Source organism: Streptomyces sp. NPDC091209, from assembly GCF_044757755.1.
In the GTDB taxonomy this organism is placed as follows: Bacteria; Actinomycetota; Actinomycetes; order Streptomycetales; family Streptomycetaceae; genus Streptomyces.
Map to the genome: position 1 here is coordinate 80,950 of NZ_JBIVVR010000011.1, position 22,493 is coordinate 103,442.

At 71.9% G+C, this 22,493-nt stretch carries 20 protein-coding genes and 1 pseudogene; 10 read left to right on the top strand and 11 right to left on the bottom strand.

Annotated elements, in window-relative coordinates:
• Window positions 1-68 precede the first annotated feature (68 nt).
• A complete protein-coding gene (locus tag ACIQRL_RS29215) occupies window positions 69-1,595 on the bottom strand; it encodes a gamma-aminobutyraldehyde dehydrogenase (protein ID WP_401337141.1) in 1,527 nt (508 codons plus the stop codon).
• 208 nt (window positions 1,596-1,803) lie between these two features.
• Here ACIQRL_RS29215 and ACIQRL_RS29220 point away from each other — a divergent pair, with 208 nt between their 5' ends.
• Together ACIQRL_RS29220 and ACIQRL_RS29225 are read left to right on the top strand one after the other, a co-directional pair.
• Window positions 1,804-2,427, top strand: coding sequence for an NADAR family protein (locus ACIQRL_RS29220; RefSeq protein ID WP_401337143.1), 624 nt, complete (start codon window positions 1,804-1,806; stop codon window positions 2,425-2,427).
• A gap of 251 nt (window positions 2,428-2,678) precedes the next feature.
• Window positions 2,679-4,202 carry an MFS transporter gene (locus ACIQRL_RS29225; RefSeq protein WP_401337508.1) on the top strand — a complete coding sequence of 508 codons (1,524 nt, stop codon included), beginning with the start codon at window positions 2,679-2,681 and terminating at the stop codon, window positions 4,200-4,202.
• A gap of 66 nt (window positions 4,203-4,268) precedes the next feature.
• Here ACIQRL_RS29225 and ACIQRL_RS29230 read toward each other — a convergent pair whose 3' ends face one another.
• Window positions 4,269-5,114 (bottom strand): DUF4190 domain-containing protein, encoded by an 846-nt coding sequence (locus ACIQRL_RS29230; RefSeq protein WP_401337145.1) that lies wholly within the window; start codon window positions 5,112-5,114, stop codon window positions 4,269-4,271.
• 412 nt (window positions 5,115-5,526) lie between these two features.
• On the opposite strand from ACIQRL_RS29230, the pseudogene ACIQRL_RS29235 reads away from it, so the two are divergent.
• Window positions 5,527-6,643 (top strand): annotated as a pseudogene (locus ACIQRL_RS29235) (adenosine deaminase).
• Window positions 6,644-6,660: 17 nt separating this feature from the next.
• Window positions 6,661-7,344, top strand: a complete 684-nt coding sequence (locus ACIQRL_RS29240; protein ID WP_401337146.1) for a glycerophosphodiester phosphodiesterase — start codon at window positions 6,661-6,663, stop codon at window positions 7,342-7,344.
• 154 nt (window positions 7,345-7,498) lie between these two features.
• Here ACIQRL_RS29240 and ACIQRL_RS29245 read toward each other — a convergent pair whose 3' ends face one another.
• On the bottom strand, window positions 7,499-8,026 hold the full coding sequence (locus ACIQRL_RS29245) for a hypothetical protein (protein ID WP_401337148.1): 528 nt from the start codon (window positions 8,024-8,026) through the stop codon (window positions 7,499-7,501).
• Between the two features lie 96 nt (window positions 8,027-8,122).
• Window positions 8,123-9,487, bottom strand: coding sequence for an FAD-dependent oxidoreductase (locus tag ACIQRL_RS29250; protein WP_401337150.1), 1,365 nt, complete (start codon window positions 9,485-9,487; stop codon window positions 8,123-8,125).
• 341 nt (window positions 9,488-9,828) lie between these two features.
• Here ACIQRL_RS29250 and ACIQRL_RS29255 point away from each other — a divergent pair, with 341 nt between their 5' ends.
• Window positions 9,829-10,191 (top strand): hypothetical protein, encoded by a 363-nt coding sequence (locus tag ACIQRL_RS29255; protein ID WP_401337151.1) that lies wholly within the window; start codon window positions 9,829-9,831, stop codon window positions 10,189-10,191.
• A gap of 84 nt (window positions 10,192-10,275) precedes the next feature.
• Here ACIQRL_RS29255 and ACIQRL_RS29260 read toward each other — a convergent pair whose 3' ends face one another.
• From ACIQRL_RS29260 to ACIQRL_RS29270, 3 genes are all read right to left on the bottom strand, one after another.
• Window positions 10,276-10,767 (bottom strand): RNA polymerase sigma factor, encoded by a 492-nt coding sequence (locus ACIQRL_RS29260; protein WP_401337510.1) that lies wholly within the window; start codon window positions 10,765-10,767, stop codon window positions 10,276-10,278.
• A gap of 131 nt (window positions 10,768-10,898) precedes the next feature.
• A complete protein-coding gene (locus tag ACIQRL_RS29265) occupies window positions 10,899-11,537 on the bottom strand; it encodes a class F sortase (protein ID WP_401337153.1) in 639 nt (212 codons plus the stop codon).
• A complete protein-coding gene (locus ACIQRL_RS29270) occupies window positions 11,534-11,899 on the bottom strand; it encodes a sortase-dependent protein (protein ID WP_401337154.1) in 366 nt (121 codons plus the stop codon). The genes ACIQRL_RS29265 and ACIQRL_RS29270 overlap by 4 nt, the downstream gene beginning before the upstream one ends.
• Before the next feature lie 293 nt (window positions 11,900-12,192).
• Between ACIQRL_RS29270 and ACIQRL_RS29275 the strand changes: the two genes are divergently transcribed.
• On the top strand, window positions 12,193-12,882 hold the full coding sequence (locus ACIQRL_RS29275) for an alpha/beta fold hydrolase (protein WP_401337155.1): 690 nt from the start codon (window positions 12,193-12,195) through the stop codon (window positions 12,880-12,882).
• 264 nt (window positions 12,883-13,146) lie between these two features.
• Here ACIQRL_RS29275 and ACIQRL_RS29280 read toward each other — a convergent pair whose 3' ends face one another.
• The 4 genes from ACIQRL_RS29280 to ACIQRL_RS29295 all read right to left on the bottom strand — a co-directional run bounded on the left by ACIQRL_RS29280 (window position 13,147) and on the right by ACIQRL_RS29295 (window position 17,615).
• On the bottom strand, window positions 13,147-13,848 hold the full coding sequence (locus ACIQRL_RS29280; RefSeq protein WP_401337156.1) for a DUF4232 domain-containing protein: 702 nt from the start codon (window positions 13,846-13,848) through the stop codon (window positions 13,147-13,149).
• A gap of 259 nt (window positions 13,849-14,107) precedes the next feature.
• Window positions 14,108-15,298 carry a PotD/PotF family extracellular solute-binding protein gene (locus ACIQRL_RS29285; RefSeq protein WP_401337158.1) on the bottom strand — a complete coding sequence of 397 codons (1,191 nt, stop codon included), beginning with the start codon at window positions 15,296-15,298 and terminating at the stop codon, window positions 14,108-14,110.
• Window positions 15,289-16,023: an ATP-binding protein gene (locus ACIQRL_RS29290; protein ID WP_401337160.1), complete on the bottom strand. Its 735-nt coding sequence runs from the start codon at window positions 16,021-16,023 to the stop codon at window positions 15,289-15,291. Before ACIQRL_RS29290 ends, ACIQRL_RS29285 begins: the two co-directional genes overlap by 10 nt.
• A gap of 152 nt (window positions 16,024-16,175) precedes the next feature.
• Window positions 16,176-17,615, bottom strand: coding sequence for a gamma-aminobutyraldehyde dehydrogenase (locus ACIQRL_RS29295; protein ID WP_401337161.1), 1,440 nt, complete (start codon window positions 17,613-17,615; stop codon window positions 16,176-16,178).
• 187 nt (window positions 17,616-17,802) lie between these two features.
• On the opposite strand from ACIQRL_RS29295, the gene ACIQRL_RS29300 reads away from it, so the two are divergent.
• From ACIQRL_RS29300 to ACIQRL_RS29315, 4 genes are all read left to right on the top strand, one after another.
• Window positions 17,803-18,318, top strand: coding sequence for an Lrp/AsnC family transcriptional regulator (locus ACIQRL_RS29300; protein ID WP_401337163.1), 516 nt, complete (start codon window positions 17,803-17,805; stop codon window positions 18,316-18,318).
• On the top strand, window positions 18,303-19,685 hold the full coding sequence (locus tag ACIQRL_RS29305; RefSeq protein WP_401337165.1) for an aspartate aminotransferase family protein: 1,383 nt from the start codon (window positions 18,303-18,305) through the stop codon (window positions 19,683-19,685). The genes ACIQRL_RS29300 and ACIQRL_RS29305 overlap by 16 nt, the downstream gene beginning before the upstream one ends.
• A 281-nt stretch (window positions 19,686-19,966) precedes the next feature.
• A complete protein-coding gene (locus ACIQRL_RS29310; RefSeq protein ID WP_401337167.1) occupies window positions 19,967-20,704 on the top strand; it encodes an ABC transporter ATP-binding protein in 738 nt (245 codons plus the stop codon).
• On the top strand, window positions 20,686-22,383 hold the full coding sequence (locus tag ACIQRL_RS29315) for a hypothetical protein (protein WP_401337169.1): 1,698 nt from the start codon (window positions 20,686-20,688) through the stop codon (window positions 22,381-22,383). Before ACIQRL_RS29310 ends, ACIQRL_RS29315 begins: the two co-directional genes overlap by 19 nt.
• The last annotated feature ends 110 nt before the right edge of the window (window positions 22,384-22,493 follow it).

Genomic DNA, 22,493 nt, shown 5'->3' on the forward strand with positions numbered 1-22,493 from the left:
GCCCTTTCGGAAGGGTCGCGGCCGTGGTCGCGGCCTGGTGTGCCACAGGGCCGTAGCCGGTCGGTCGGCTACGGCCGGTCCCCGAAGACCGTGCGGTGCCAGTCCTTCCTGGCGACCGCGGTGTTGTCGAACATGACGTGCTTGACCTGCGTGTACTCCTCGAAGGAGTAGGCGGACATGTCCTTGCCGAAGCCGGAGGCCTTGTAACCGCCGTGCGGCATCTCGCTGATGATCGGAATGTGGTCGTTGACCCAGACGCAGCCGGCCTTGATCTCGCGGGTCGCGCGGTTGGCGCGGTAGACATCGCGGGTCCAGGCGGAGGCCGCGAGTCCGTACGGTGTGTCGTTGGCCAGCGCGATGCCCTCGTCGTCGGTGTCGAAGGGGAGCACCACGAGCACCGGGCCGAAGATCTCGGCCTGCACGATCTCGCTGTCCTGCCCGGCGTCGGCGACGAGCGTGGGCGCATAGTACGCGCCGCTCTTGAGCTCGCCCTGGGGGGCCTCACCGCCGGTGACCACGCGCGCGTAGCCGCGGGCCCGGTCGACGAATCCGGCGACGCGGTCGCGCTGGGCGTGCGAGATCAGCGGGCCGAGGTCGGTGTCGGACGCGAAGGGATCGCCCACGCGGACGCTCGCCATCAGGGCGCCGGTGCGCTCCACGAACGCCTCGTAGAGCGGCCGCTGCACGTACGCGCGCGTGGCGGCCGTGCAGTCCTGGCCCGTGTTGATGAGCGAGCCGGCGACCGCGCCGTGCACGGCGGCCTCGAGGTCGGCGTCGTCGAAGACGAGGAAGGGGGCCTTGCCGCCGAGTTCCAGGTGGAGGCGCTTGACGGTCGAGGTGGCGATCTCGGCGACGCGCCTGCCGACGGCGGTCGACCCGGTGAAGGAGGTCATGGCGACGTCGGGGTGCCCGACGAGATGCTCACCGGCCTCCTTGCCCAGCCCGGTGACGATGTTGATGACCCCGTCCGGGATGCCCGCGTGGGTGGCCGCCTCGGCGAACAGCAGCGAGGTGAGCGGGGTCAGTTCGGCGGGCTTCAGCACGATCGTGTTGCCGGCCGCGACGGCCGGGAGGATCTTCCAGGCGGCCATCTGGAGCGGGTAGTTCCAGGGCGCGATGGAGCCGACGACGCCGATGGGTTCGCGGCGTACGTAGGAGGTGTGGTCGCCGGAGTACTCACCGGCCGACTGGCCCTGCAGATGCCGGGCGGCACCCGCGAAGAACGCGGTGTTGTCGATCGTTCCCGGCACGTCGAACTCGCGGGTCAGCTTGAGCGGCTTCCCGCACTGCAGCGACTCGGCCTGGGCGAACTCCTCGGCACGCTCGGCGAGCACGGCGGCGAAGCGGTGCAGCGCGTCGGAACGCTCCCCGGGGGTGGTGCCCGCCCAGCCGGGGAACGCCGCGCGGGCGGCCGCGACGGCCGCGTCCACGTCGGCGGTGCTCGCCAGCTCGTACGTGTACACCTCCTCGCCCGTGGCGGGGTTCACGACGGCGTGCGTACGACCGGAGGTGCCCTTGGTGAGACGTCCTCCGATGTACTGCGCGCCGTCCGCGAGGCGGTCCTGCGCCTGGAAGCGATGGCCCGGTTTGTGCATGTCGCTCTCCTCCGCCGTCCTCCCCGTCGAGACGGGGGTCGGCGTAGCTCCAGCTCGATTTGAGTGCCGATCCTGACAGAGCAAAGGGACTCCAACAAGTGATTCCGTTGTTGCCTTTTGGTTACGCGACGGAATCCTTCGACCAGGTGTCGAGTCCTCCTGGAAAAGGCGGGACGGATTGTCAGTGGTGCGTGCCACAGTGGCGTGCATGGGGAAGATCGATTCGCGGGAAGCACTGGTCAGTGCGGTGGAGTCGGGGGCGCGGGTGAAGTACCTGCACTTCTGGGGGCACCGCCCGAGGGCAGACGGCCGGGTGGGGTCGAGCTGTCTCAGCCAGTGGTGGCCGTCACCCTTCGTGGTCGAAGGAGTCGAATACGCGACGGCGGAGCACTGGATGATGGCGTCCAAGGCACGCCTCTTCGGCGACGCCGAGGCCGAGCGGCAGGCGATCGAGGCGCCGAGCCCCGCGCTCGCCAAGAAGGCGGGCCGGCTGGTGCGCGGCTTCGACGAGGCCGTGTGGGAGCGCGAGCGCTTCGAGATCGTCGTCGAGGGCAGCGTCCACAAGTTCTCCGCCCACCCCGGCCTGCGGGCGTTCCTGCTGGGCACGGGCGAGCGCAGCGAGATGGGGGTCTCCCCGGCCGAAGGCTGCGGGAGGGTCCTGGTCGAGGCGAGCCCGATGGACCGGGTCTGGGGCATCGGGCTCGCCGCGACCGACCCCGGCGCCTCGGACCCCCGCCGCTGGCGCGGCCCGAACCTGCTGGGCTTCGCCCTGATGAAGGCACGGGACCGGTTGCGTTCGCCGGCCGCGGGTGACCCCGAGGCCGAGAGCTGACACGCGCCCCGCCTAGGGGCCGGCCCCTAGGAAGACGCCTGGGGGCCGGCGCTCCCCAGGAAGGACTGCGGTCACCGACGGCCGCGCCCGCCGCTGCCCGGCGGGACACCCGGCGACGGGTGCCCTGACCTGCGGGTGCGACGGCGGGCGCTCCGGCCGACACTGGCCGGGTGAGTGGCACCTCTGCGGCGCGGGACAAGGCCGCGCCGACAGCGGGACGCACCCCGCACCAGTCGCTGGCACTGGCGGCCATGCTCTTCGCCGTGGCGATGACGTTCATCGACCAGACGATCGTCTCCATCGCGGCCCCGGACATCGTCCGCGAGCTGGGACTGTCGGCCTCCGGCATGCAATGGGTGGTGAACGCCTATCTGCTCTCGCTGGCCGCGTTCTTCGCCCTCGGCGGACGCCTCGCGGACCTGCTCGGCCCACGCCGTGTCGTCGTCGTCGGCACCCTCGTGTTCGTCATCTCCTCGGTGCTCTGCGGATGCGTGCCCACCGGAGACTTCGCCCAGACCTGGCTGATCGTTTTCAGGGCGGCCCAGGGACTGGGGGCCGCGCTCCTCTTCCCCGCGGCACTCGCCGTGGTCGTGGCCGTGTTCCCCATCGAGCGGCGCGGCCGGGCCCTGGCGTTGTTCTTCGGGCTGTCCGGCGCGCTCACGGCCATCGGCCCGCTGCTGGGCGGCTGGCTCACGGCATGGACCTGGAGAGCGATCTTCTGGGTCAACGTGCCCGTAGCCGTCGTAGCCCTCGTCCTCACCGTGATGGCGCACATTCCCGACCGGCGGCGCGACGAGTCGCTGGACGGCGTCGGGGCGCTCCTGATCGCGGTGGGCATGGGCCTGAGCGTCCTCGGTTTCCAGCAGGCCGCGTCCTGGGGCTGGGACAGCGCGGCGACCTGGGGCTGCATCGCCGGCGGCCTCGCCGTCCTGATCCTCTTCTGGCGCTACGAGCGGGACAAGCGCCACCCGCTGGTCAACCTGGCGGTCTTCCAGGACAAGGCGTTCACCGTGGACTCCATGGTGCTCTTCTTCGCCATGCTCGCCTTCGTGCCGGTCTTCTTCTTCGCCTCGGTGTACGCGCAGGTGTCCCTCAGCGCCTCCCCGGACCAGGCGGCGCTCTACCTGCTGTACTTCTTCGCGGGCTTCGCGATCGCCTCGCAATGGGGCGGCCGCATGCTGGACAGACAGGGCGCGCGGCCCGCCATGAAGATCGGTACCGCCCTGGGCGCGGTCGGGTTCGCCCTCTGGGCCCACAAGCTGACCGACCTGTCCCTGCACGACCAGTGGCCGTATGTCGCCCTCGCGGGGGCCGGCATCGGCTTCATCCTCGCTCCCGCCTCCACGGACGCCGTCAACCGGTCCATCGGAGCCTCGTACGGCGAGGTCACCGGCATCACGCAGACGGTCCGCAACTACGCGGCGAGTGTGGGCCTGGCGGTCTTCGGGACCATCCTGACCCACACGATGACGGACAAGGTCGTCGCGACGCTCCGGTCCCACGGCCTGTCCTCGGACGAGGCCCACAACGTGGCCGACGACATCGCCCAGGCGGTCACGGGCAATTCCGACGCCCGGCAGCCCACGGGCACCGGCACCGCCGCGTCGACCATGCGCGATGTGATGGCGAGCGTGCGGACTGACTTCGCCGAGGCCAACCAACGGGTCTTCTACGGTATGGCCTTCGCGCTCGCCGTCGGATTCCTCTGCGCCCTGCGCCACCCCGGAGGCCGCGGCACGGCGGCCGAGGACGACGAACCCCCGGCCGCGGACTGACACGGCCCCCGGTCTCCGGCCCTCCGTCCCCCGGTGCGGTCGGCCCCGGACAGCGGGCGACAGGACCTAGCGCTGGTGCACTCCCAGGGACGTGGAGAAGCCGTCTCCGGCACCGGGGTCACTGCTGCCGCTGTCGTCCGGAACGACGACGATGAGGAAGACGAGCAGGCCGACGGCGAGCACGATGCCGACGGCTCCGCAGATGACCCCGGCCAGCGCCACCCCGGAGTTCGTGGCCTCGCCCCGGCGGGCCTTGGCCCGGCCGATCAGACCGAAGATCACGGCGAGGATGCCCAGCAGGATCGCCAACGGCGACACGATGAACAGGACCACCGCGATGATCCCCAGCACGAGCGCGGCAGTCCCCATACCGTTGCTCGGCGGGGGCTGAATCATGGGCCAGCCGTAGCCCGGTACGCCCGGATAGGCACTACCCGCGGGAGCGCCGGGGTACTGCGGGTAGCCGCCGTAGCCGTACGGGAGGCCCGGGCCGCCGGGCGCGACCGGCGGCGGGGGGACGGGCTCGCCGTGAACGGGCTGCGGGTAGGGACTGCGGGCCGCCGGCGGGGCGAAGGGGTTGTCCCAGGAGGGGCCGCCCGTGCCTCCGTGTCCGGGCGGGACCGGTGCGCCGGGCAGCGAGGTGACCGTCGGCAGGCCGTACGCCGGAGGGTGCGTGGCACTCCCCCGTCCGGCTCCCCCCGGCGAGGCGATCTCCTCGGGCGGCGCCCAGGGGTCGAGCTCGGGTTCCCGCTCGGCGGCGCGCTTCCCGAGGGAGACCCGGGCGTCGGGAACGGGGGCTGCGAAGGGCGCCGCGCCCTGCGCGGGCACGGACCCCCTCGGCCCGTCACCGGACACGGCGTCGTCCCCCGCGGGGGCCGCCTGCTCCGCTCCGTCACCGAAGGCGCGATCCACCCATCGCGCACGCTCCTCGAACCCGGAACCCGGACCGCCGTCCCGGTCGCCGTGCGACGGGGGTACCGCGTGGTCGCCGTCCGACGGAGGTACGTCGCGGTCCGCGTCGACGGCGGCCCCGGGACCCGCTTCGGGTATCGCGTCCGTCGGACCGGAATCCGACCCGGTGCCTGTCACCGGGGCCCCGTTCGGCGGGTTCGCCTCGCCCGGCGGAGTCCACGCGCCCGTGTCGCGTGGGGCTGTCGGCCTCTGGGCGTCGTCGGACATGCGCGAGGTCCCCTCTCTCGTGGTTCCGTCATGCTACGGCCCGTTCGGCTCCAGGGGATCTCGGCCGTACAACGGGCCGCGCCGGGCGCACCGGGCCCGGCCGGCGGGGGCCGCCTACGATGATCCCCGAGCCATCGATCAGCCGATCACCCGCGTCCCGCCGGTCACGGTCAGGGGACGCCGTTCCGGGGAGGAACCCGTTGACCGACCACATCACCGCCCACGCCGACGCCCGCGACCTGCACACCTTCATCGCCGGGCTGCCCAAGGCCGAACTGCACGTCCACCACATCGGCTCCGCCTCCCCGCGCATCGTGTCCGCCCTCGCCGCCCGCCACCCCGACTCCCGGGTGCCGACCGACCCCGAGGCGCTCGCGGACTACTTCACGTTCACGGACTTCGCCCACTTCATCCAGGTGTATCTGTCCGTCGTCGACCTCGTCCGCACACCCGAGGACGTACGGCTGCTGACGTTCGAGGTCGCCCGGGACATGGCGCGCCAGCAGGTGCGCTACGCCGAGTTGACGATCACTCCGTGGTCCTCCACGCGGCGCGGAATCGACGAGCGCGCCTTCATGGAGGCGATCGAGGACGCCCGCAAGGCCGCCGAGGCCGAGCTCGGTGTCGTCCTGCGCTGGTGCTTCGACATCCCGGGCGAGGCCGGTCTGGAGGCGGCCGAGGAGACCGTGCGGCTCGCGACCGACGACCGGCTGCGGCCGGAGGGGCTCGTCTCCTTCGGGCTCGGCGGCCCCGAAGTCGGCGTTCCGAGGCCGCAGTTCAAGCCGTACTTCGACCAGGCCCGCGCGGCGGGACTGCGGTCGGTGCCGCACGCCGGTGAGACGACGGGCCCGGAGACGGTCTGGGACGCGCTGAACTTCCTCGGCGCCGAGCGCATCGGCCACGGCACGAGTTCCGCGCGGGACCCGAAGCTGCTCGCCCATCTCGCCGAGCACGGCATCGCCCTGGAGGTCTGCCCGACCTCGAACATCGCCACCCGCGCGGTCCGCACCCTCGACGAACACCCCGTCAAGGAGTTCGTGGCGGCCGGGGTGACGGTCACCGTCAACTCCGACGACCCGCCGATGTTCGGCACCGATCTCAACACCGAGTACGCGGTCGCCGCACGGCTCCTCGGCCTCGACGAGCCGGGCCTCGCGGAGCTCGCCAAGAACGCGGTGCGGGCGTCGTTCCTCGACGAGGCCGGGAAGGCGGAACTCGTCGCGGAGATCGACACGTACGCCGCGACCTGGCTCGCGCTCTGACCCAGCACAATGGGCCCATGCGCACCGTGACCGCAGTCGCCCATCGCGGCGACCCCTATCGCGCCCGTGAGAACACGATCGACTCGTTGCGTTCCGCGCTCCACCGGGGCGCGGACGCCGTCGAGATCGACGTACGGCTGACCCGCGACCGCGTCCCCGTACTCCTGCACGACGAGACGCTCAAACGTCTGTGGGGACACGACCGGCCGCTGCGCTCGCTCTCCGCCGACGAGGTGCGCGGGCTCACGGAGGGCGGGGTGCCGACCCTGGCGGAGGCCCTCGGAGCGACCGGCGACAGCCGGGTCATGGTCGATCTGCCCGGATCGGTGGACACGAGGGTCGCCCGCGAGGTCGTGGACGTGGTGCGGGCGTGCGGGGCCGGGGAGCGCGTGTACTACTGCGCCGCGGCCCCCGCCATGCTCGCGGTGCGGGCCGCGGACCCGTCCGCGGAGATCGCGCTGACCTGGACGACCGTGGCGCCGCCGCGCCTGGGGCTGCTCGAAGCCGTACAGCCGCGCTGGCTCAACTACCGCTTCCCGCTGGTGAACCGGGACCTCACCGCCCGCGTCCACCGCGACGGCTACCTGGTCTCCGTATGGACCCCGGACACAAGCCGTTCCATGCGCCGGCTGCTCGACGCGGGGGTCGACTCGATCACGACCAACCGCATCGAGGCGCTGACGGGCCTGCGCGAGGACTGAGCCGGACACTGTTCGGCGGACGCGGGCTGCGGGTCACCGTCGTCGGCTTCACCCACGGCAAGGGGGAGGCGATGAACCCCGTCGCCCAGCGGATCGCCCCGGCTGCCCTCAAGCAGCGGGTACCGGAGGGGCCGCGTGGCCCGTACCGATGCGGTCAAGCAGCCGGTGCCGGTCCGGTCGTCCGGTCCGGGAGAAGTGCCTCCAAGCGCTTTGTCCTCTGCCGAACGACGTACAGCGGGATCACCCCGAAGATCCCGAAGGACAGGTCGACGACCGTCCACCAGAAGGGAATTCCGCGGATCGGTCCGCAGATCAGGGCCAGCGGGACGATGCCCGCGCAGGCGATCATCCCGAACTCGACGACCCAGATGTTGCGGACCGGATCGCGGTACGGACCGTAGAAGGCGACCGCGATCACCAGATGCGCGAACGCCAGCCAGTCCGTTCCGTAGAGCAGGAAGGGGTATTGGGCGTCGGCGGCGTCGAGGCCGTGCCGCACGCGCTCGATCCAGTCCATCAGGACGGGCAGGTGCTCCGGCACGGACAGTGACCTCAACAGGTCCTCGGCCCAGTGGAGTTCATGCACCAGCGGGAAGGCCGTGGCGCCACTGAGCACCAGGCTGACGACGAAGAGGACAAGCCACGCGCGGATGCCCTTGAGCAGGGCGGCTCTGTCGCTCATGCCTGGAGCGTACACTCCGACTTGAACGCGTTCAAAACCGCCCTTGCCCACGGACACTGCCGCTGAGGGTCCGTGCCCGCCCAGGGGCGCTGCGACTCAGGCGCCGCTCTCCCTCAGCATGTCCTCGCGTTCGACGAGCTTCACGCGCTCACGGCCCTGCGGTTCGCCCAGCGCCTTCTCGGCCGCGTCGAGCCGGTGCCAGCCCTCCCACGTGGTGAAACGGACCTCCCGCTCGCCGAGGAAGGCGTCGACGGCGGCCGGGTCGGGTGAAGTGGGCGTGTGCAGACGGCCGTTCGCGTGGTCGTCGAGAAGGCTCGCCACCGTCTCGTTGGCGTCGCCCTTGGTGTGGCCGATCAGGCCGATGGGGCCGCGCCGGATCCAGCCGGTGACGTACGTGGACCGCAGGTGCTCGCCCGAGTCCTCCAGCACCCGGCCGGCCGCGTCCGGCACCGTGCCCGAGTCGACGTCCCAGGGCAGCTTGGGCAGGCTGTCGGAGAGGTAGCCCACGGCGCGGTAGACCGCGGTGACGTCCCAGTCCTTGAACTCGCCGGTGCCCTTGACGTTCCCGGTGCCGTCGAGGGCGGTGCGCTCGGTGCGCAGGCCGACGACCTCGCCGTTCTCGCCGAGGATCTCGGTGGGCGACTCGAAGAAGTGCAGGAACAGCTTGTGCGGGCGGTCGCCGGTGTCGCGGATCGCCCAGTTCTCCAGGGTCTTGGCGACCATGTCGGCCTGCTTGTTGCCGCGCCGGGTGGCGATCGAGCCCTCGTCGTAGTCGATGTCCTCGGGGTCGACGATGACCTCGATGTTCGGCGAGTGGTCCAGCTCGCGCAGCTCCATCGGGCTGAACTTCGCCTGCGCCGGGCCACGGCGGCCGAAGACGTGGACCTCCAGGGCCTTGTTGGCCTTGAGCCCCTCGTACACGTTCGGCGGGATCTCGGTGGGCAGCAGCTCGTCGGCGGTCTTGGCGAGGATGCGCGCCACGTCCAGCGCGACGTTGCCGACGCCGAGGACGGCGACCTTCTCCGCCTCCAGCGGCCAGGTGCGCGGAACGTCCGGGTGACCGTCGTACCAGGAGACGAAGTCCGCCGCGCCGTACGAGCCGTCGAGGTCGAGGCCGGGGATGTCGAGCGCCCGGTCGGCCGTCGCGCCCGTGGAGAAGATCACCGCGTCGTAGAAGGCGCGCAGATCGTCGAGGCTGATGTCGCGCGGGTAGTCGACGTTGCCGAAGAGGCGGATCTGCGGCTTGTCGAGCACCTGGTGCAGGGCGGTGATGATGCCCTTGATCCGGGGGTGATCGGGGGCGACGCCGTAACGGATGAGACCGAACGGGGCCGGCATCCGCTCGAACAGGTCGATGGAGACACCGGGCTCGGCGGCCACTGCGGATTTCAGCAGCGCGTCGGCGGCGTAGATTCCGGCGGGGCCGGCTCCGACAATGGCTACCCGCAGAGGGCGAGGCATGATCAGATTCCCTTCGAGCAGGGGCAGGGGACTCGACGGGAAGCCTAAACTGAGGCAAACCTAAGTCAGTAGGCGGGTCCGGGCTATGACCTCATAAGGCCGACTTATGGGTGATGAAGGGCCGCTTTATGGGTGGCCTGAATGCGGGGCCGGAAAGCGCGGAAGGCTCCCTGCGGGCACGGCAGGCAGGATCGGACAAGGGCTCGACCGTACCCCCCTCCCCCGTCCCCTCCCCATCCTCCCTTCCCTACGCCTCTCCTCACGTCACGGCCGTCGCCCCACCCCGCCCCGCCTATCGCTTGACCGCGGCCGACGGGGTGGGGTCCGTCCCGGTCCCGGCCGTGGACGGCGCGACGCTCGCGGAGGCTCGTGTCGCCGACGGAGCGCCGGTGCGGGCGGGCGAGCGGGGCCGGCTCGTGGGCGTGGACGTGGGTACGGTTCTCGGCGCCGAGGTCCTGCTGTCGGAACGGCCGCTCCCGCTGGGGCGGGGACTGGCACGCCCCGGCGACACGGACGGGGTGGGCTCGGCCGACGGACTGCTCGCGGGCGGCGGGGCCAGCGGGACCACCGGGGACACGGGTGACTCCGGTGCGGCCGACCGGAGCGGCAGCGCGACGAGAACGCCGACGGCACACGCCATTCCGACCCCGGCCGCCGCGCGCAGCAGCCGGCGCCGGGCCGCACCCCGGCGGATCGCCTCGTAGCGGCCGGGCGGTGGACCGAGGTAGTCGGAGGGGGGCCGCATGATGACGGCCAGCGGGTCGTCGGGGCCGAAGTCCGGACCGTCGTCAGAGTGTGTGATCAAGACTTCTCCTCAGGTGGGCGCGGAGCATTTCGCGGGCCGCGTGGAGATCGGCCTTGACGGTTCCTTCCTTGCGCCCGGTCAGCGCGGACACCTCCCGGATCGGCATGTCAGCGTAGTAGTGCAGCAGGATCGGGACGCGCAGCCGTTCGGGGAGCGACTGCACGAGCAGGCGTACGGACGGATCGGCCTGTTCGTTCCGCGGGCCGACGACGGCTTCGGCGGTGGCCCGGTGCACGGCACGGCGCTCCCGCTCCAGCTTGCGCCAGTGGTCCCGGACCAGGTTGGCCGCGGTGACGTAGAGGAACCCCCGCGGCTCGTCCACGGTGGTCCAGCGGGCCCAGAGCCGGGTGAACGCCTCCGAGGCGATCTCGTGGGCCGTCCCGTCGTCGTCGACGAGACGGCGGCACCAGCCGGCGAGGCGCGGGTAGAGGGCGGCGAACAGCTCGGACGCTGCCTTCTCGCGGGACCCTTTCAACATTCTCCATGGTCGTGACGGCACTCGAAGGGAAGGATCCCGGGTCGCGGACGTACGGTCCATCGGCCCAGGATCCGGCCTCCGGGTCCACGGCGGACCCGGAGGCCGTGACAGGAAACGGCGGTCGCCTGTCAGGGGCTCGCGGAGCTCAGCGCCGCGAACACGATCACGTTGTCGAGGTAGCCGCTTCCGGAACGGGGACCGCCGCACGTGATGAGCCGCAGTTCCGGGCCGTCCACGTCTCCGTAGACCGCGTCCGTCGGGAAGTCGGCCTTGGCGACCGTACGGACGCCGCTCACGCTGAACACCGCCGACCTGCCGTTCTCCAGGCGCACCACGATCCGGTCGCCGTGGCGCAGCCGCGCGAGGTGGCGGAAGACACCGTCCCCGTACGCGCCGACCGTGACATGACCGAGGATCACCGACGGACCCTTCTGGCCCGGCGTCGGTGAGTGGCGGTACCAGCCGGCCCGGTCGTGCGCCGCGATCGGCGGCACCTGCACACTGCCGTCCGGGGCCAGCCCGAGCCCGATGAGCGGGGTGTCGACCCCGATGGCAGGTATCCGCAGCCCGACCGGGACCGAACGCCCCAGCGCGTGCGCCGGCCGCGCGGCGGGCCGCGAGGCCGCAGGCGTGCCACCGGTTCGCGCGGCCGAAGACGTGCTCCCGGGCCGCGCGGTCGCGGGCGGACCGGCCGGGTGGCCGCCGCAGCCCACGAGCAGCGCGGCCATCGCCGCGGTGACGAACGCGCGCCTGGAGAAGGGGGTCATTCCCCGGTCGCCCGGCGGCGGCGTACGACGAGGACCGCCCCGCCCGCGAGGAACAACGCGGCGGCACTTCCGCCGATCAGCCCGCCCGACCCCGAGGACTGCGCGGCGGCCGGCGCCACGCCGGTGTCGGGCGCTCCGCTGGGCCGGACGGAGACCTGCCCGGAGGCCGGCGCCCGCGTCGGTACGGAGCTGGGGGCGGTCGAGGGCTTCCGGGTCACGGCGGGGCTGGCCGGGGCCGGCGCGGCGGTGACGGTCGGACGGGTCGAGGGGGTCGGGGAGGCCCCGTCGGCGAACGCGGGCACCGTGCCCACCAGCACGGCGGTGCACGCGAGTGCCGTGGCACTGAAGACGGTTCGGCGCATGAATAGCTCTCTTTCGTCGGTCCGCCCGCCCGTTGGCACGGCGGGCTGCGTTACGGATCGAGCGGAGAGACGACCGGGCGGCGGACCGGGTTGTAAAGGGAAGGCAAAGGCGAACGGGGTGCGGTCGCGCCGTCCGGTATGCCTCGCCGGCCGCGGAACTAGGTCATTCGGTCGAAGCCGAAACGGGCAGTTCGGCCTAGCGTGAAACCGCCCCGAAAGGTGCGACAAAAGCAGACCAACACCGACCAACGATGACCAACGCACACCAACGCAGACGAGCAAGGAGCAATCACATGAGTGCCGCGAAGAATGTCGTTCTCGTGCACGGCGGATTCGTCGACGGTTCCGGCTGGCAGTCGGTCCACCGCCTCCTCACCCGTGACGGCTTCGCCGTCAGCGTCGTGCAGAACCCGACCCTCTCCCTCGAGGGCGACGCGGAGGTCACCCGGAGGGTCCTCGACGCCCAGGACGGACCGACCGTGCTCGTCGGTCACTCGTACGGCGGCGCTGTGATCACCGAGGCCGGCCGGCACGCGAAGGTGACCGCGCTCGTCTACATCGCGGCCTTCGCTCCGGACAAGGGCGAGTCCGTGGGCACCCTGATCGCCGACCCGGCTCCCGGTGCGCCCGTTCCCCCGATCCTGCCGCCCCAGGACGGCTTCCTCCTGCTGGACCGGGAGAAGTTCGCCGCGTCGTTCGCGGGCGATGTGGCGCCCGAGGACGCTCAGTTCATGGCGGACTCGCAGGTTCCCTGGGGCGTGGAGGCCCTCAACGGGACAGTGGCGGAGGCCGCCTGGCGTGCCAAGCCGAGCTGGTACCTCGTCTCGGCCGACGACCGCATGATCCCGCCGCCGGCACAGCGCACGATGGCCGAGCGCGCCGGAGCCACCGTGACCGAGACCGCGGGGAGCCACGCCGTCTACGTCTCCCGGCCGGAAGCCGTGGCGGAGCTGATCAAGCAGGCCGCCGCCCACCAGGGGTGACCCGGGCGAACCGCGCCGGTCGCCGGCAGCGGTGACTGCCCGCCGACGGCCCGCCCCCTCCCGGGCGGACCGCCCCCTCCCGGGCGGACCGCCGGCTCCCCGGCAGGACGCCGGCCCCCGCCCGGTACGCCGACTCCCGTCCGGGCCGCCGGCTCGGCTCCCCGGCAGGTGTCCGCCTCACCTTCCCTTCGCGGGTGCCGTGTGGTCCGGCGGCTGGGAGCCCCTGGCGCCGGGACGTGTGACGAACGCCCTGGTGAGTGCGGGTCAGCCGCCCTGGCCGGCGTTGCCGACCGGGCCGACCTTCACCGGGGAGCCGGTGCCGTCCGTGACGGGCAGCGTGGCGGCGCCCGGCCAGGCGAGGGTGACCGTCTTCGTCTCGTTCGGCGGGGTCACCAGCAGACCCGTGATGCGGACGCCCGAGCCGCCCGACTTGTTGAGCGGGTAGTTGATGCCGAAGGCCGTCGACCGGCCGTTCTTGAGGACGGCCGGATTGGCCTTCTCGCCGGTTCGCTTCGCGGACAGCGACCCCGCGCTGGTCTTCAGGTCGACGCCCGCGTACCCGGAGATCGCGCAGTCCCGGCCGCCGCGGTTCTTCAGCACCACCGTGACGGTGCCGTCGGGGTCGCCGTCGATGGTGCCGTCCTTCGCCGTGATCTCCAGGTCGTCGGTACGGCACTGGCCGGCCTTGCCGCTCTTGGCGGAGCCGGTCCCGGCGGTCGCGCCCTTCCCACCGGCGCCCGTCCCGTCCGAGCTCGTCCCGCCGGAGCCCGTCCCGGCGGACGCCTTCCCTCCGCTCGGAGCCGAACCGCCCGCGTCCGAAGCGCCGCCCGAGGGAGACGCGGACGACGCGGTGGACCCGGACGACGAGTTGCTCCCGTCCTTGCCGTCATCGCCGTTCTGGCAGGCGGTGAGCGAGAGACCCGCGGCTACGGCCAGGGCCGCGAAGGTGAGCTTGTGGACGCGCATCGTTTTCTTCCCCGTATCGGTCAGCGGTGTCGGCCGCTCGGCACGATTCGCACAAGTCTCCACAATTCTTGGCGAGCCTGTGCACATCGGTACGAGCGGACGTTTCTGACCACCAAGAGCCGCCCGGCCGAGGCACCGTTCCGCCCGACCGCCCCCTAATACATTGCTGTTACACACAGCCGGGTCCGACGCGCACCGCCACCGGCTGCTCCGTGCCGCAGGCCGCCGTCCGGGACGGCGGATCCCGCGGACTCCGTGCTCACAACCCCGCTATCGCGTTCCAGCGCTTGGCGAACTCCGTGCGTTCGGTGGAGGTGATGTCGCGGGCGATCGCGAGGCGCCTGCGCAGGGTCGCGTCCGGGAAGATCAGGGGGGCCTCGGCGAGGGCGGCGGTGTCCTTGTCCTTGGAGGAGGCGAGAACGTCCCGGGCGGCGGGGACCGGACAGACGTAGTTGACCCAGGCGGCCAGCTCGGCGGCGACCTCGGGCTCGTAGTAGTAGTCGATGAGCTTCTCCGCGTTGGCCTTGTGCCGGGCCAGGTTGGGGATCATCAGCGACTCCGCCCACAGCTCGGCGCCCTCCTCGGGGACGACGAAACGGATGTCCGGGTCGTCGGCCTGGAGCTGGATCACATCGCCCGAGTAGGCCTGGCAGGCCAGGACGTCGCCGCCGGCGAGGTCCTTGATGTAGTCGTTGCCGGTGAAGCGGCGGATCTGGCCGCCGCGCACCCGCTTCTCGACCTGGTCGCACACCTGGTGGAAGTCGTCCGCCTTCCACCGCCTGATGTCGACGCCGTTGGCCTGCATGAGCAGCGCGAACGCCTCGTCCAGTCCGGAGAGCAGGGTGACCCGGCCTTTGAGGTCGTCGGCCCACAGATCGGACACGTGCTTGATCTCGCGGCCGACCTTGCGGCGGTTGTACGCGATGCCGGTGATCCCCGACTGCCAGGGCACCGAGGACGTGCGGCCGGGGTCGAAGGCGGGCGAACTCAGCAGCGGGTCGAGGTACTTGGTGACGTTGGGCTGGTTGGCCCGGTCCATCTCCTGGACCCAGCCGAGCCGCACGAACCGGGCGCACATCCAGTCGCTGATGGTGATGAGGTCGCGGCCGGTCCGCTGGTGGTTCATCAGGGAGGGGCTGATCTTGCCGAAGAACTCGTCGTTGTCGTTGATCTCCTCGATGTAGTCGACGGAGATACCGGTGCGCTTCTCGAAGGCCTCCAGCGTCGGCCGCCGGGTGGTGTCCTTGTCGTCGGTGTCGATGTAGAGCGGCCAGTTCGCCCAGGTCAGCCGCTTGTCCGTGGCGGAGAGGTCGGCTCCGGCCCGGTCGCCCGGTCCCACGTACGCCGCCGGCACCCCGCATCCCGCCAGGCCTCCGAGCGCGGCCCCACCGCCCAGGGCGCGCAGCAGGGACCGGCGGGACAGGGGCGAGGTCTTCCGATTCACTGGCACGCGCCGAGCATGCCGACCCTGGCTCGGTCCGGACAATGGACGCTGCGTCGACCAGTCGCCCGCCGACCCGACACCCTGTCGATCAGTTTCCGAGCGCTTCGAGCATTCCGGGCGTGTGGCCGTCGGCCGGGGACACGGGGGGAGCCTGCCCGTCGGGCTGCTTCGCTCGGGGAGCGGCCCCCCTCGGTCGGCCGTACGCGGCCTGCGGGCGCGTCGGCCGGCCCTCGCGGGGGAACGGGCGGTGCGCAGGGCGGGAACGTGACTCTCACCGTCAGGCCGCCCCGCGGGCGCGGCCACGCCTCGACCGTGCCGCCGTGGGCGGTGGAGACGGCCGTGACGATGGACAGTCCGAGGCCCAGGCCCTCGCGCCGGTGCCCCTTTCCGCCCGGCCTGGGCCGGGGACGCGTACGGATCCGTTCCGCGCCCGGACGCCGGAACGGCTGGAAGAGTCCGGCCACTTGGTCGCGCGGGATCACCGGGCCGGCGTTGTCGATCCGCAGGACGGTCGCCGTGGACGCCGGGCAGATCGCGGTCGAGCACGACGACGTCGTACCCGTCGACCTCGGCGCGCGCCGGCGCCGTAGGGCCGCCGTCGGCGGGTCTGTCGGCGGGTCTGTCGGCGGACCCGCTGCCGGGTCCGGTGCCGGATCCGTCGGTGGAACCCCTGGCGGGTCCGTCGGCGGATCCGGTGCCGGATCCCGCACGTTGCCGCCCCGCCTCCACACGGAGAAGGGACAGCCGGGCGTACGTGACCTGCCCTCGCTCTCCGTCGTGACCGAGAGCGCCTGAGCCGCCGCGGAGGGGGAAACAGCGTGGCCCCGGGCCGGGATCAACTCCCGTCCGGGGCCAGGCTGTTCACACGGCCGGTGCGCTGCGGTCAGCCGTCGAGGGACGTCATCACGTGCTTGATGCGCGTGTAGTCCTCGAAGCCGTAGCCCGACAGGTCCTTGCCGTAGCCGGACCTCTTGAAGCCGCCGTGCGGCATCTCGGCGACCAGCGGGATGTGGGTGTTGATCCACACGCAGCCGAAGTCGAGGGACTTGGACAGACGCATCGCGCGGCCGTGGTCCTTGGTCCACACCGAGGAGGCCAGCGCGTAGTCGACGCCGTTGGCCCACTCGATGGCCTGGGCCTCGTCCGAGAAGGACTGGACGGTGATGACCGGGCCGAAGACCTCGTTCTGGATGATCTCGTCGTCCTGCTTGAGCCCGGAGACGACGGTCGCGGCGTAGAAGTAGCCCTTGTCGCCGACCTGCTTGCCGCCCGCCTCGACCTTGGCGTGCGCGGGCAGCCGCTCGATGAACCCGGCGACCTGCTTGAGCTGGTTCGGGTTGTTCAGCGGGCCGTAGAGCACGTCCTCGTCGTCCGGCTGGCCGGTCTTCGTCTCGGCGGCGGCCTTGGCGAGCGCGGTGACGAACTCGTCGTGGATCGACTCCTGGACGAGGACGCGGGTGGCGGCCGTGCAGTCCTGGCCGGCGTTGAAGAAGCCCGCGACCGAGATGTCCTCGACGGCCTTGGCGATGTCGGTGTCCTCGAAGACGACGACCGGGGCCTTGCCGCCGAGCTCCAGGTGGACGCGCTTGACGTCCTTGGCCGCCGACTCGGCGACCGAGATGCCCGCGCGGACGGAGCCGGTGATGGAGGCCATCGCCGGGGTCGGGTGCTCGACCATCGCGCGGCCGGTGTCACGGTCTCCGCAGATGACGTTGAAGACGCCCTTGGGCAGGATGCCGCCGAGGATGTCGGCGATCAGGACCGTGGAGGCCGGGGTGGTGTCCGAGGGCTTCAGGACGACCGTGTTGCCCGCCGCGAGGGCCGGCGCGAACTTCCACACCGCCATCATCATCGGGTAGTTCCACGGCGCGACCTGGGCGCAGACGCCGACCGGCTCGCGACGGACGATGGAGGTCATGCCCTCCATGTACTCGCCGGCCGAGCGGCCCTCGAGCATGCGGGCGGCACCCGCGAAGAAGCGGATCTGGTCGACCATCGGCGGGATTTCCTCGGACCGGGTCAGACCGATCGGCTTGCCGGTGTTCTCCACCTCGGCCGCGATCAGCTCCTCGGCCCGCTCCTCGAACGCGTCCGCGATCTTCAGGAGGGCCTTCTGGCGCTCGGAGGGGGTCTTGTCCCGCCACTCCGGGAATGCCGCGGCGGCGGCCGCCATCGCGGCGTCGACGTCCGCCTGGCCGGAGAGCGGCGCGGTCGCGTACGCCTCGCCGGTCGCGGGGTTGACCACCTCCGTGGTCCGTCCATCGGCGGCATCGCGGAACTCTCCGTCGATGTAATTGCGCAGACGACGCAGCTCGGTGCTCACTGCCCGGCCCTCCTGTCGGATGTCCAACGACTCAGGTGTCCACTACCTGAGATGCCTGGGCCCCACCCTAATCCGTGGCTCCACGTTTTCAACACCCCCGAACGGCTCAGAACTGCGAAATCCGCAAGACGCGTACCCGTAAACAACGAATTTCATCGCCCGAACCTTGCGGAACTATCGAGACGTCGTGCACAGTGGGGCCGTGGTCAGTCGAAGCGCGGAACCAAGGGACTCCCGCGAGTCCAGGAACGGCAGTCCCCAGGTGGACACCGTCTCCCTCGCCATCATCGAGCAGCTCCAGCAGGACGGACGCCGCCCGTACGCCGCGATCGGCAAGGCCGTGGGCCTCTCCGAGGCGGCCGTCCGCCAGCGGGTCCAGAAGCTGCTCGACCAGGGCGTCATGCAGATCGTCGCCGTCACGGACCCGCTCACCGTGGGCTTCCGCAGGCAGGCGATGGTCGGCATCACGGTCGAGGGCGACCTCGACCCGGTGGCCGAAGCGCTGACTGCCATGTCGGAAGTCGAGTACGTGGTGATGACCGCGGGCTCGTTCGACATCCTCGCCGAGATCGTCTGCGAGGACGACGACCACCTGCTGGACGTCATCAACAAACGCATCCGGGCCCTGCCCGCGGTGCGCTCCACCGAGAGCTTCGTCTACCTGAAGCTCAAGAAGCAGACCTACATGTGGGGAACCCGATAACCGTGAGCACCAAGGACCTCAGCAAGACCGCGTACGACCACCTGTGGATGCACTTCACCCGCATGTCCTCGTACGAGAACGCGCCCGTTCCCACCATCGTCAAGGGTGAGGGCACCTACATCTACGACGACAAGGGCAAGCGCTACCTCGACGGTCTCGCGGGCCTGTTCGTGGTCCAGGCCGGCCACGGCCGCACCGAGCTGGCCGAGACGGCCTTCAAGCAGGCCCAGGAGCTGGCCTTCTTCCCGGTGTGGTCCTACGCCCACCCCAAGGCCATCGAGCTGGCCGAGCGCCTCGCGCACCACGCGCCGGGCGACCTGAACAAGGTGTTCTTCACCACCGGTGGCGGCGAGGCCGTCGAGACCGCGTGGAAGCTGGCCAAGCAGTACTTCAAGCTGCAGGGCAAGCCCACCAAGTACAAGGTCATCTCGCGTGCGGTCGCCTACCACGGCACCCCGCAGGGCGCCCTGTCGATCACCGGCCTGCCGGCCCTGAAGGCCCCCTTCGAGCCGCTGGTCCCGGGTGCCCACAAGGTCCCCAACACCAACATCTACCGCGCCCCGCTCTTCGGCGACGACCCCGAGGCCTACGGCCGCTGGGCCGCCGACCAGATCGAGCAGGAGATCCTCTTCGAGGGCCCGGAGACCGTCGCCGCGGTGTTCCTTGAGCCGGTGCAGAACGCCGGTGGCTGCTTCCCGCCGCCGCCCGGCTACTTCCAGCGCGTGCGCGAGATCTGCGACCAGTACGACGTGCTGCTGGTCTCGGACGAGGTCATCTGCGCCTTCGGCCGCCTCGGCACGATGTTCGGCTGCGACAAGTTCGGCTACGTACCGGACATGATCACCTGCGCCAAGGGCATGACCTCGGGCTACTCCCCGATCGGCGCGTGCATCGTCTCCGACCGCATCGCCGAGCCGTTCTACAAGGGCGACAACACCTTCCTGCACGGCTACACCTTCGGCGGCCACCCGGTCTCCGCGGCCGTGGCGCTCACCAACCTCGACATCTTCGAGCGTGAGGGCCTGAACCAGCACGTGCTGGACAACGAGGCCAACTTCCTGCAGACCCTGCAGAAGCTGCACGACCTGCCGATCGTCGGCGACGTCCGCGGCAACGGCTTCTTCTACGGCATCGAGCTGGTGAAGGACAAGGCCACCAAGGAGACCTTCACGGACGAGGAGTCGGAGCGCGTGCTCTACGGCTTCGTCTCCAAGAAGCTCTTCGAGTACGGCCTCTACTGCCGCGCCGACGACCGCGGTGACCCGGTCATCCAGCTCTCGCCGCCGCTGATCTCCGACCAGTCGACCTTCGACGAGATCGAGGGAATCGTCCGTCAGGTCCTGACGGAGGCGTGGACCAAGCTCTGATCCCGCGCCGCCGGCCCGGCTCCGCCGATGTCCTGTCGGCGGGCCCCGGGCCTTCGTCCGCCTGATCAACAGCGGTCCGACTGATCAACACCGGCCCCGGTGCCGCCCGTTCGAGTGAGAATGGGCGGCCCGGGGCCGCGTGCTGTCCGGCCTCCCGGCCCCGACTCCCTAGCGTGCCATGTGACCGATCGGCCCTGCCTTCGTTCCCCCGTCCGGGGGACCGAGCGACCTCGAAGAGATCGCCGGGCACGGCACAGTCAGATCTGAACGAGGTGTACGCGATGGTGGCCCCGCCTGACAACGACGTGCTCTGGGCACGCGCCCTGCACGTCGAGCACAACGGATCGCCCGCGCTCAGCGGTGTCTCGCTCGGCGTCCGTGAGGGCGAGATCCTCGCCGTCGGCGGCCCACGCGGGAGCGGCAAGACGACCCTCCTCCAGTGCCTGTCCGGCCAGCTGCTGCCGCGGCGGGGCGAGGTCTGGTTCAACAGCTCGCCCGTGCACACCATGGGCCCGCTCACCCGCGAGCGACTGCGCCGGGACCGGTTCGGCTGGATCGACCCGGTCCCGATGCTGGTCCCCGAGCTGAACGCCTGGGAGAACGCCGCCCTCCCGCTGATGCTGCGCGGCTGGGCCCGCCGGGCGGCCAAGACCGCCGCCCTGGAGTGGCTGGAGCGCCTGGACATCGGCGGCTGCGCCCGCAAGCGCCCGCACGCCCTGCTCCAGGCCGAGCGGCAGCGCGTGGCCATCGCCCGCGCGATCGCCCCCATCCCCACCGTGCTGTTCGCCGACGAGCCGACGGCCCCGCTGCACCGCGCCGACCGCGCCCTCGTACTGCGCACGCTCACCACGGCGGCCCGCTCGCACGGCATCACCGTCGTCCTCGCCACCCACGACGCGGACACCGCGGCGCTCGCCGACCGCACGGTGTCCCTGCTCGACGGACGGCGTGTGAACACCGTCCACCTGCCCCCGGTCACCGAGACGGAAGGCCGGGCCGCGTGCTCGCTCTCCGTCTAGCCCGCGGGGGCCACCCCCTCGTCCAGCTCCGCCGGCTCCTGGTCGCCGCCGCCTCCGCGGGCACCGGGTTCCTGCTGCTGTGCACGCTGGGTTACGCGATGAGCCATCCGGACGCCTCGGCCGCCGGCGCGCTGCGCCTGGCCTGGTGCGTCGCTCCCCTCGCCGCCACGGTCTACTTCGCCGTCGCGGTGGCCCGCACCGACCCCGCCACCCGGCCCCGGCCCGGCCTGTCCGCCATCGGCCTCGGTCCCGGCCGGCTGATGGCGATCTCCGCCGTCACCACGGCCCTGTCCACGCTCCTCGGCTCGTTGCTCGCCCTGCTCCTCTTCCTGCACCTGCGCGGCGACCTGACCGGCATCCCGTTCGGCGGCGCGGCGACGGACTTCCTCGCCTCCGGCCGGTCCCTGCCCCTCCCCGCGGCCCTGACGCTGCTCACCCTGGTGCCGGTCGCGGCCTCCGGCGCGGCGGCCGTGGCCCTGCGCCCGCGGCGCGACGGGCCGCAGCGCACCGCGTGGTCGTACGGCCGCAGCTGGATCTCGGCACGGCAGAACGCGATCGCGAGCGCTCCGCGGCGCGGGACCCGGAGCGGCGACCGGCCCGCGGCCGCCGGCCGCGGCACGTCCGCCGCCTCCACCGCGACCGGCATGACGGCCGTCTCGGAGCCGACCGGCACGACCGTCGCCTCCGGCGCCACCACGGGTACGGCCGACGGATGCACGGTGACCGGCACGGGCGACGGGTTCCGGGACGGGTCGGCGGACGTCGACGGCGCCGCCCTGCCGCATCCCGACCCGCGAGTCCGGGGAACCGACGGCTTCGACGGTTCCGACGGCCTCGACTTCCACTGGACCGCCGAGGCGTACGCCGGTGGGGAGACCCCCCACCGGGTGGGCACCCAGGACCGTTCGGGCGCCGTCGCCCACGGGAACCCCGGGATGCCCGCCTCGTACGAGGACACGGCCGTGTCGTACGAGGACGCGGCCGTGTCCTACGAGGGCGTGGACAAGCCCGGGGCACGCCCGGACCGGCGGCGGGCCGCCGAGGCCGGCTCCCGTCCGCTGCCACCCCCGGACGCCTCCCCGAACGGGCTCCCCTGGGGCGCGGCCACGCTGGCGGCCGGGCTGGCCGTGGAGACGTACGCGAGCCGTTCGGGACCCGCGCCCGCGCTCGCGCTGCCCGGCGGATTCGTCGGCGGGCCGGCCGGGGTGCTGCTCGGCTGGGTGCTGACGGCGGTCGGTCTGGCCCTCGCCGGACCCGCGATCACGTATCTGTGCGGACGCCTGCTCCAGGCCGTACGTCCGGGCGCGCTGCGGCTGCTGGCAGGACGGGTGCTCCAGGCGGAGGCACGGCGCATCGGGCAGCCGCTGGGGGTGGTGTGCGCGGTGGCGTCGGGCGGGTTCGCCATGACGACGCTGTACACCGGTGCCCGGCCCGCGTTCGGCCCGCTGACCACCCTCGGCGCCCTGCTGGTCGCCGGGTGCACGCTGCTGACGCTGGCGACCGCCGCCGTCGAGGCGAAGCAGGCCCGTGCGGACACCACGGCGGCGCTGCTGCGGCTGGGGGCGCCCGCGACGATGCTGCGGGGTGCCGCGGCCCTGCGCGCCGGGGCGCTGTTCGTCGCGTTCGCCCCGCTGACCTGGGCGGTCGCCGAGCTGGCCGCGATTCCGCTGATCAGTTGATCCGCCCGCGGACGGCTCGGCGCGATCCCCGGGGAAATGGTCCGCTCCGGGCGATGAGTTCCGGGCCGGCCCCCGGTCTATCCCTGCGAACGGCACAACACTGACGGGAG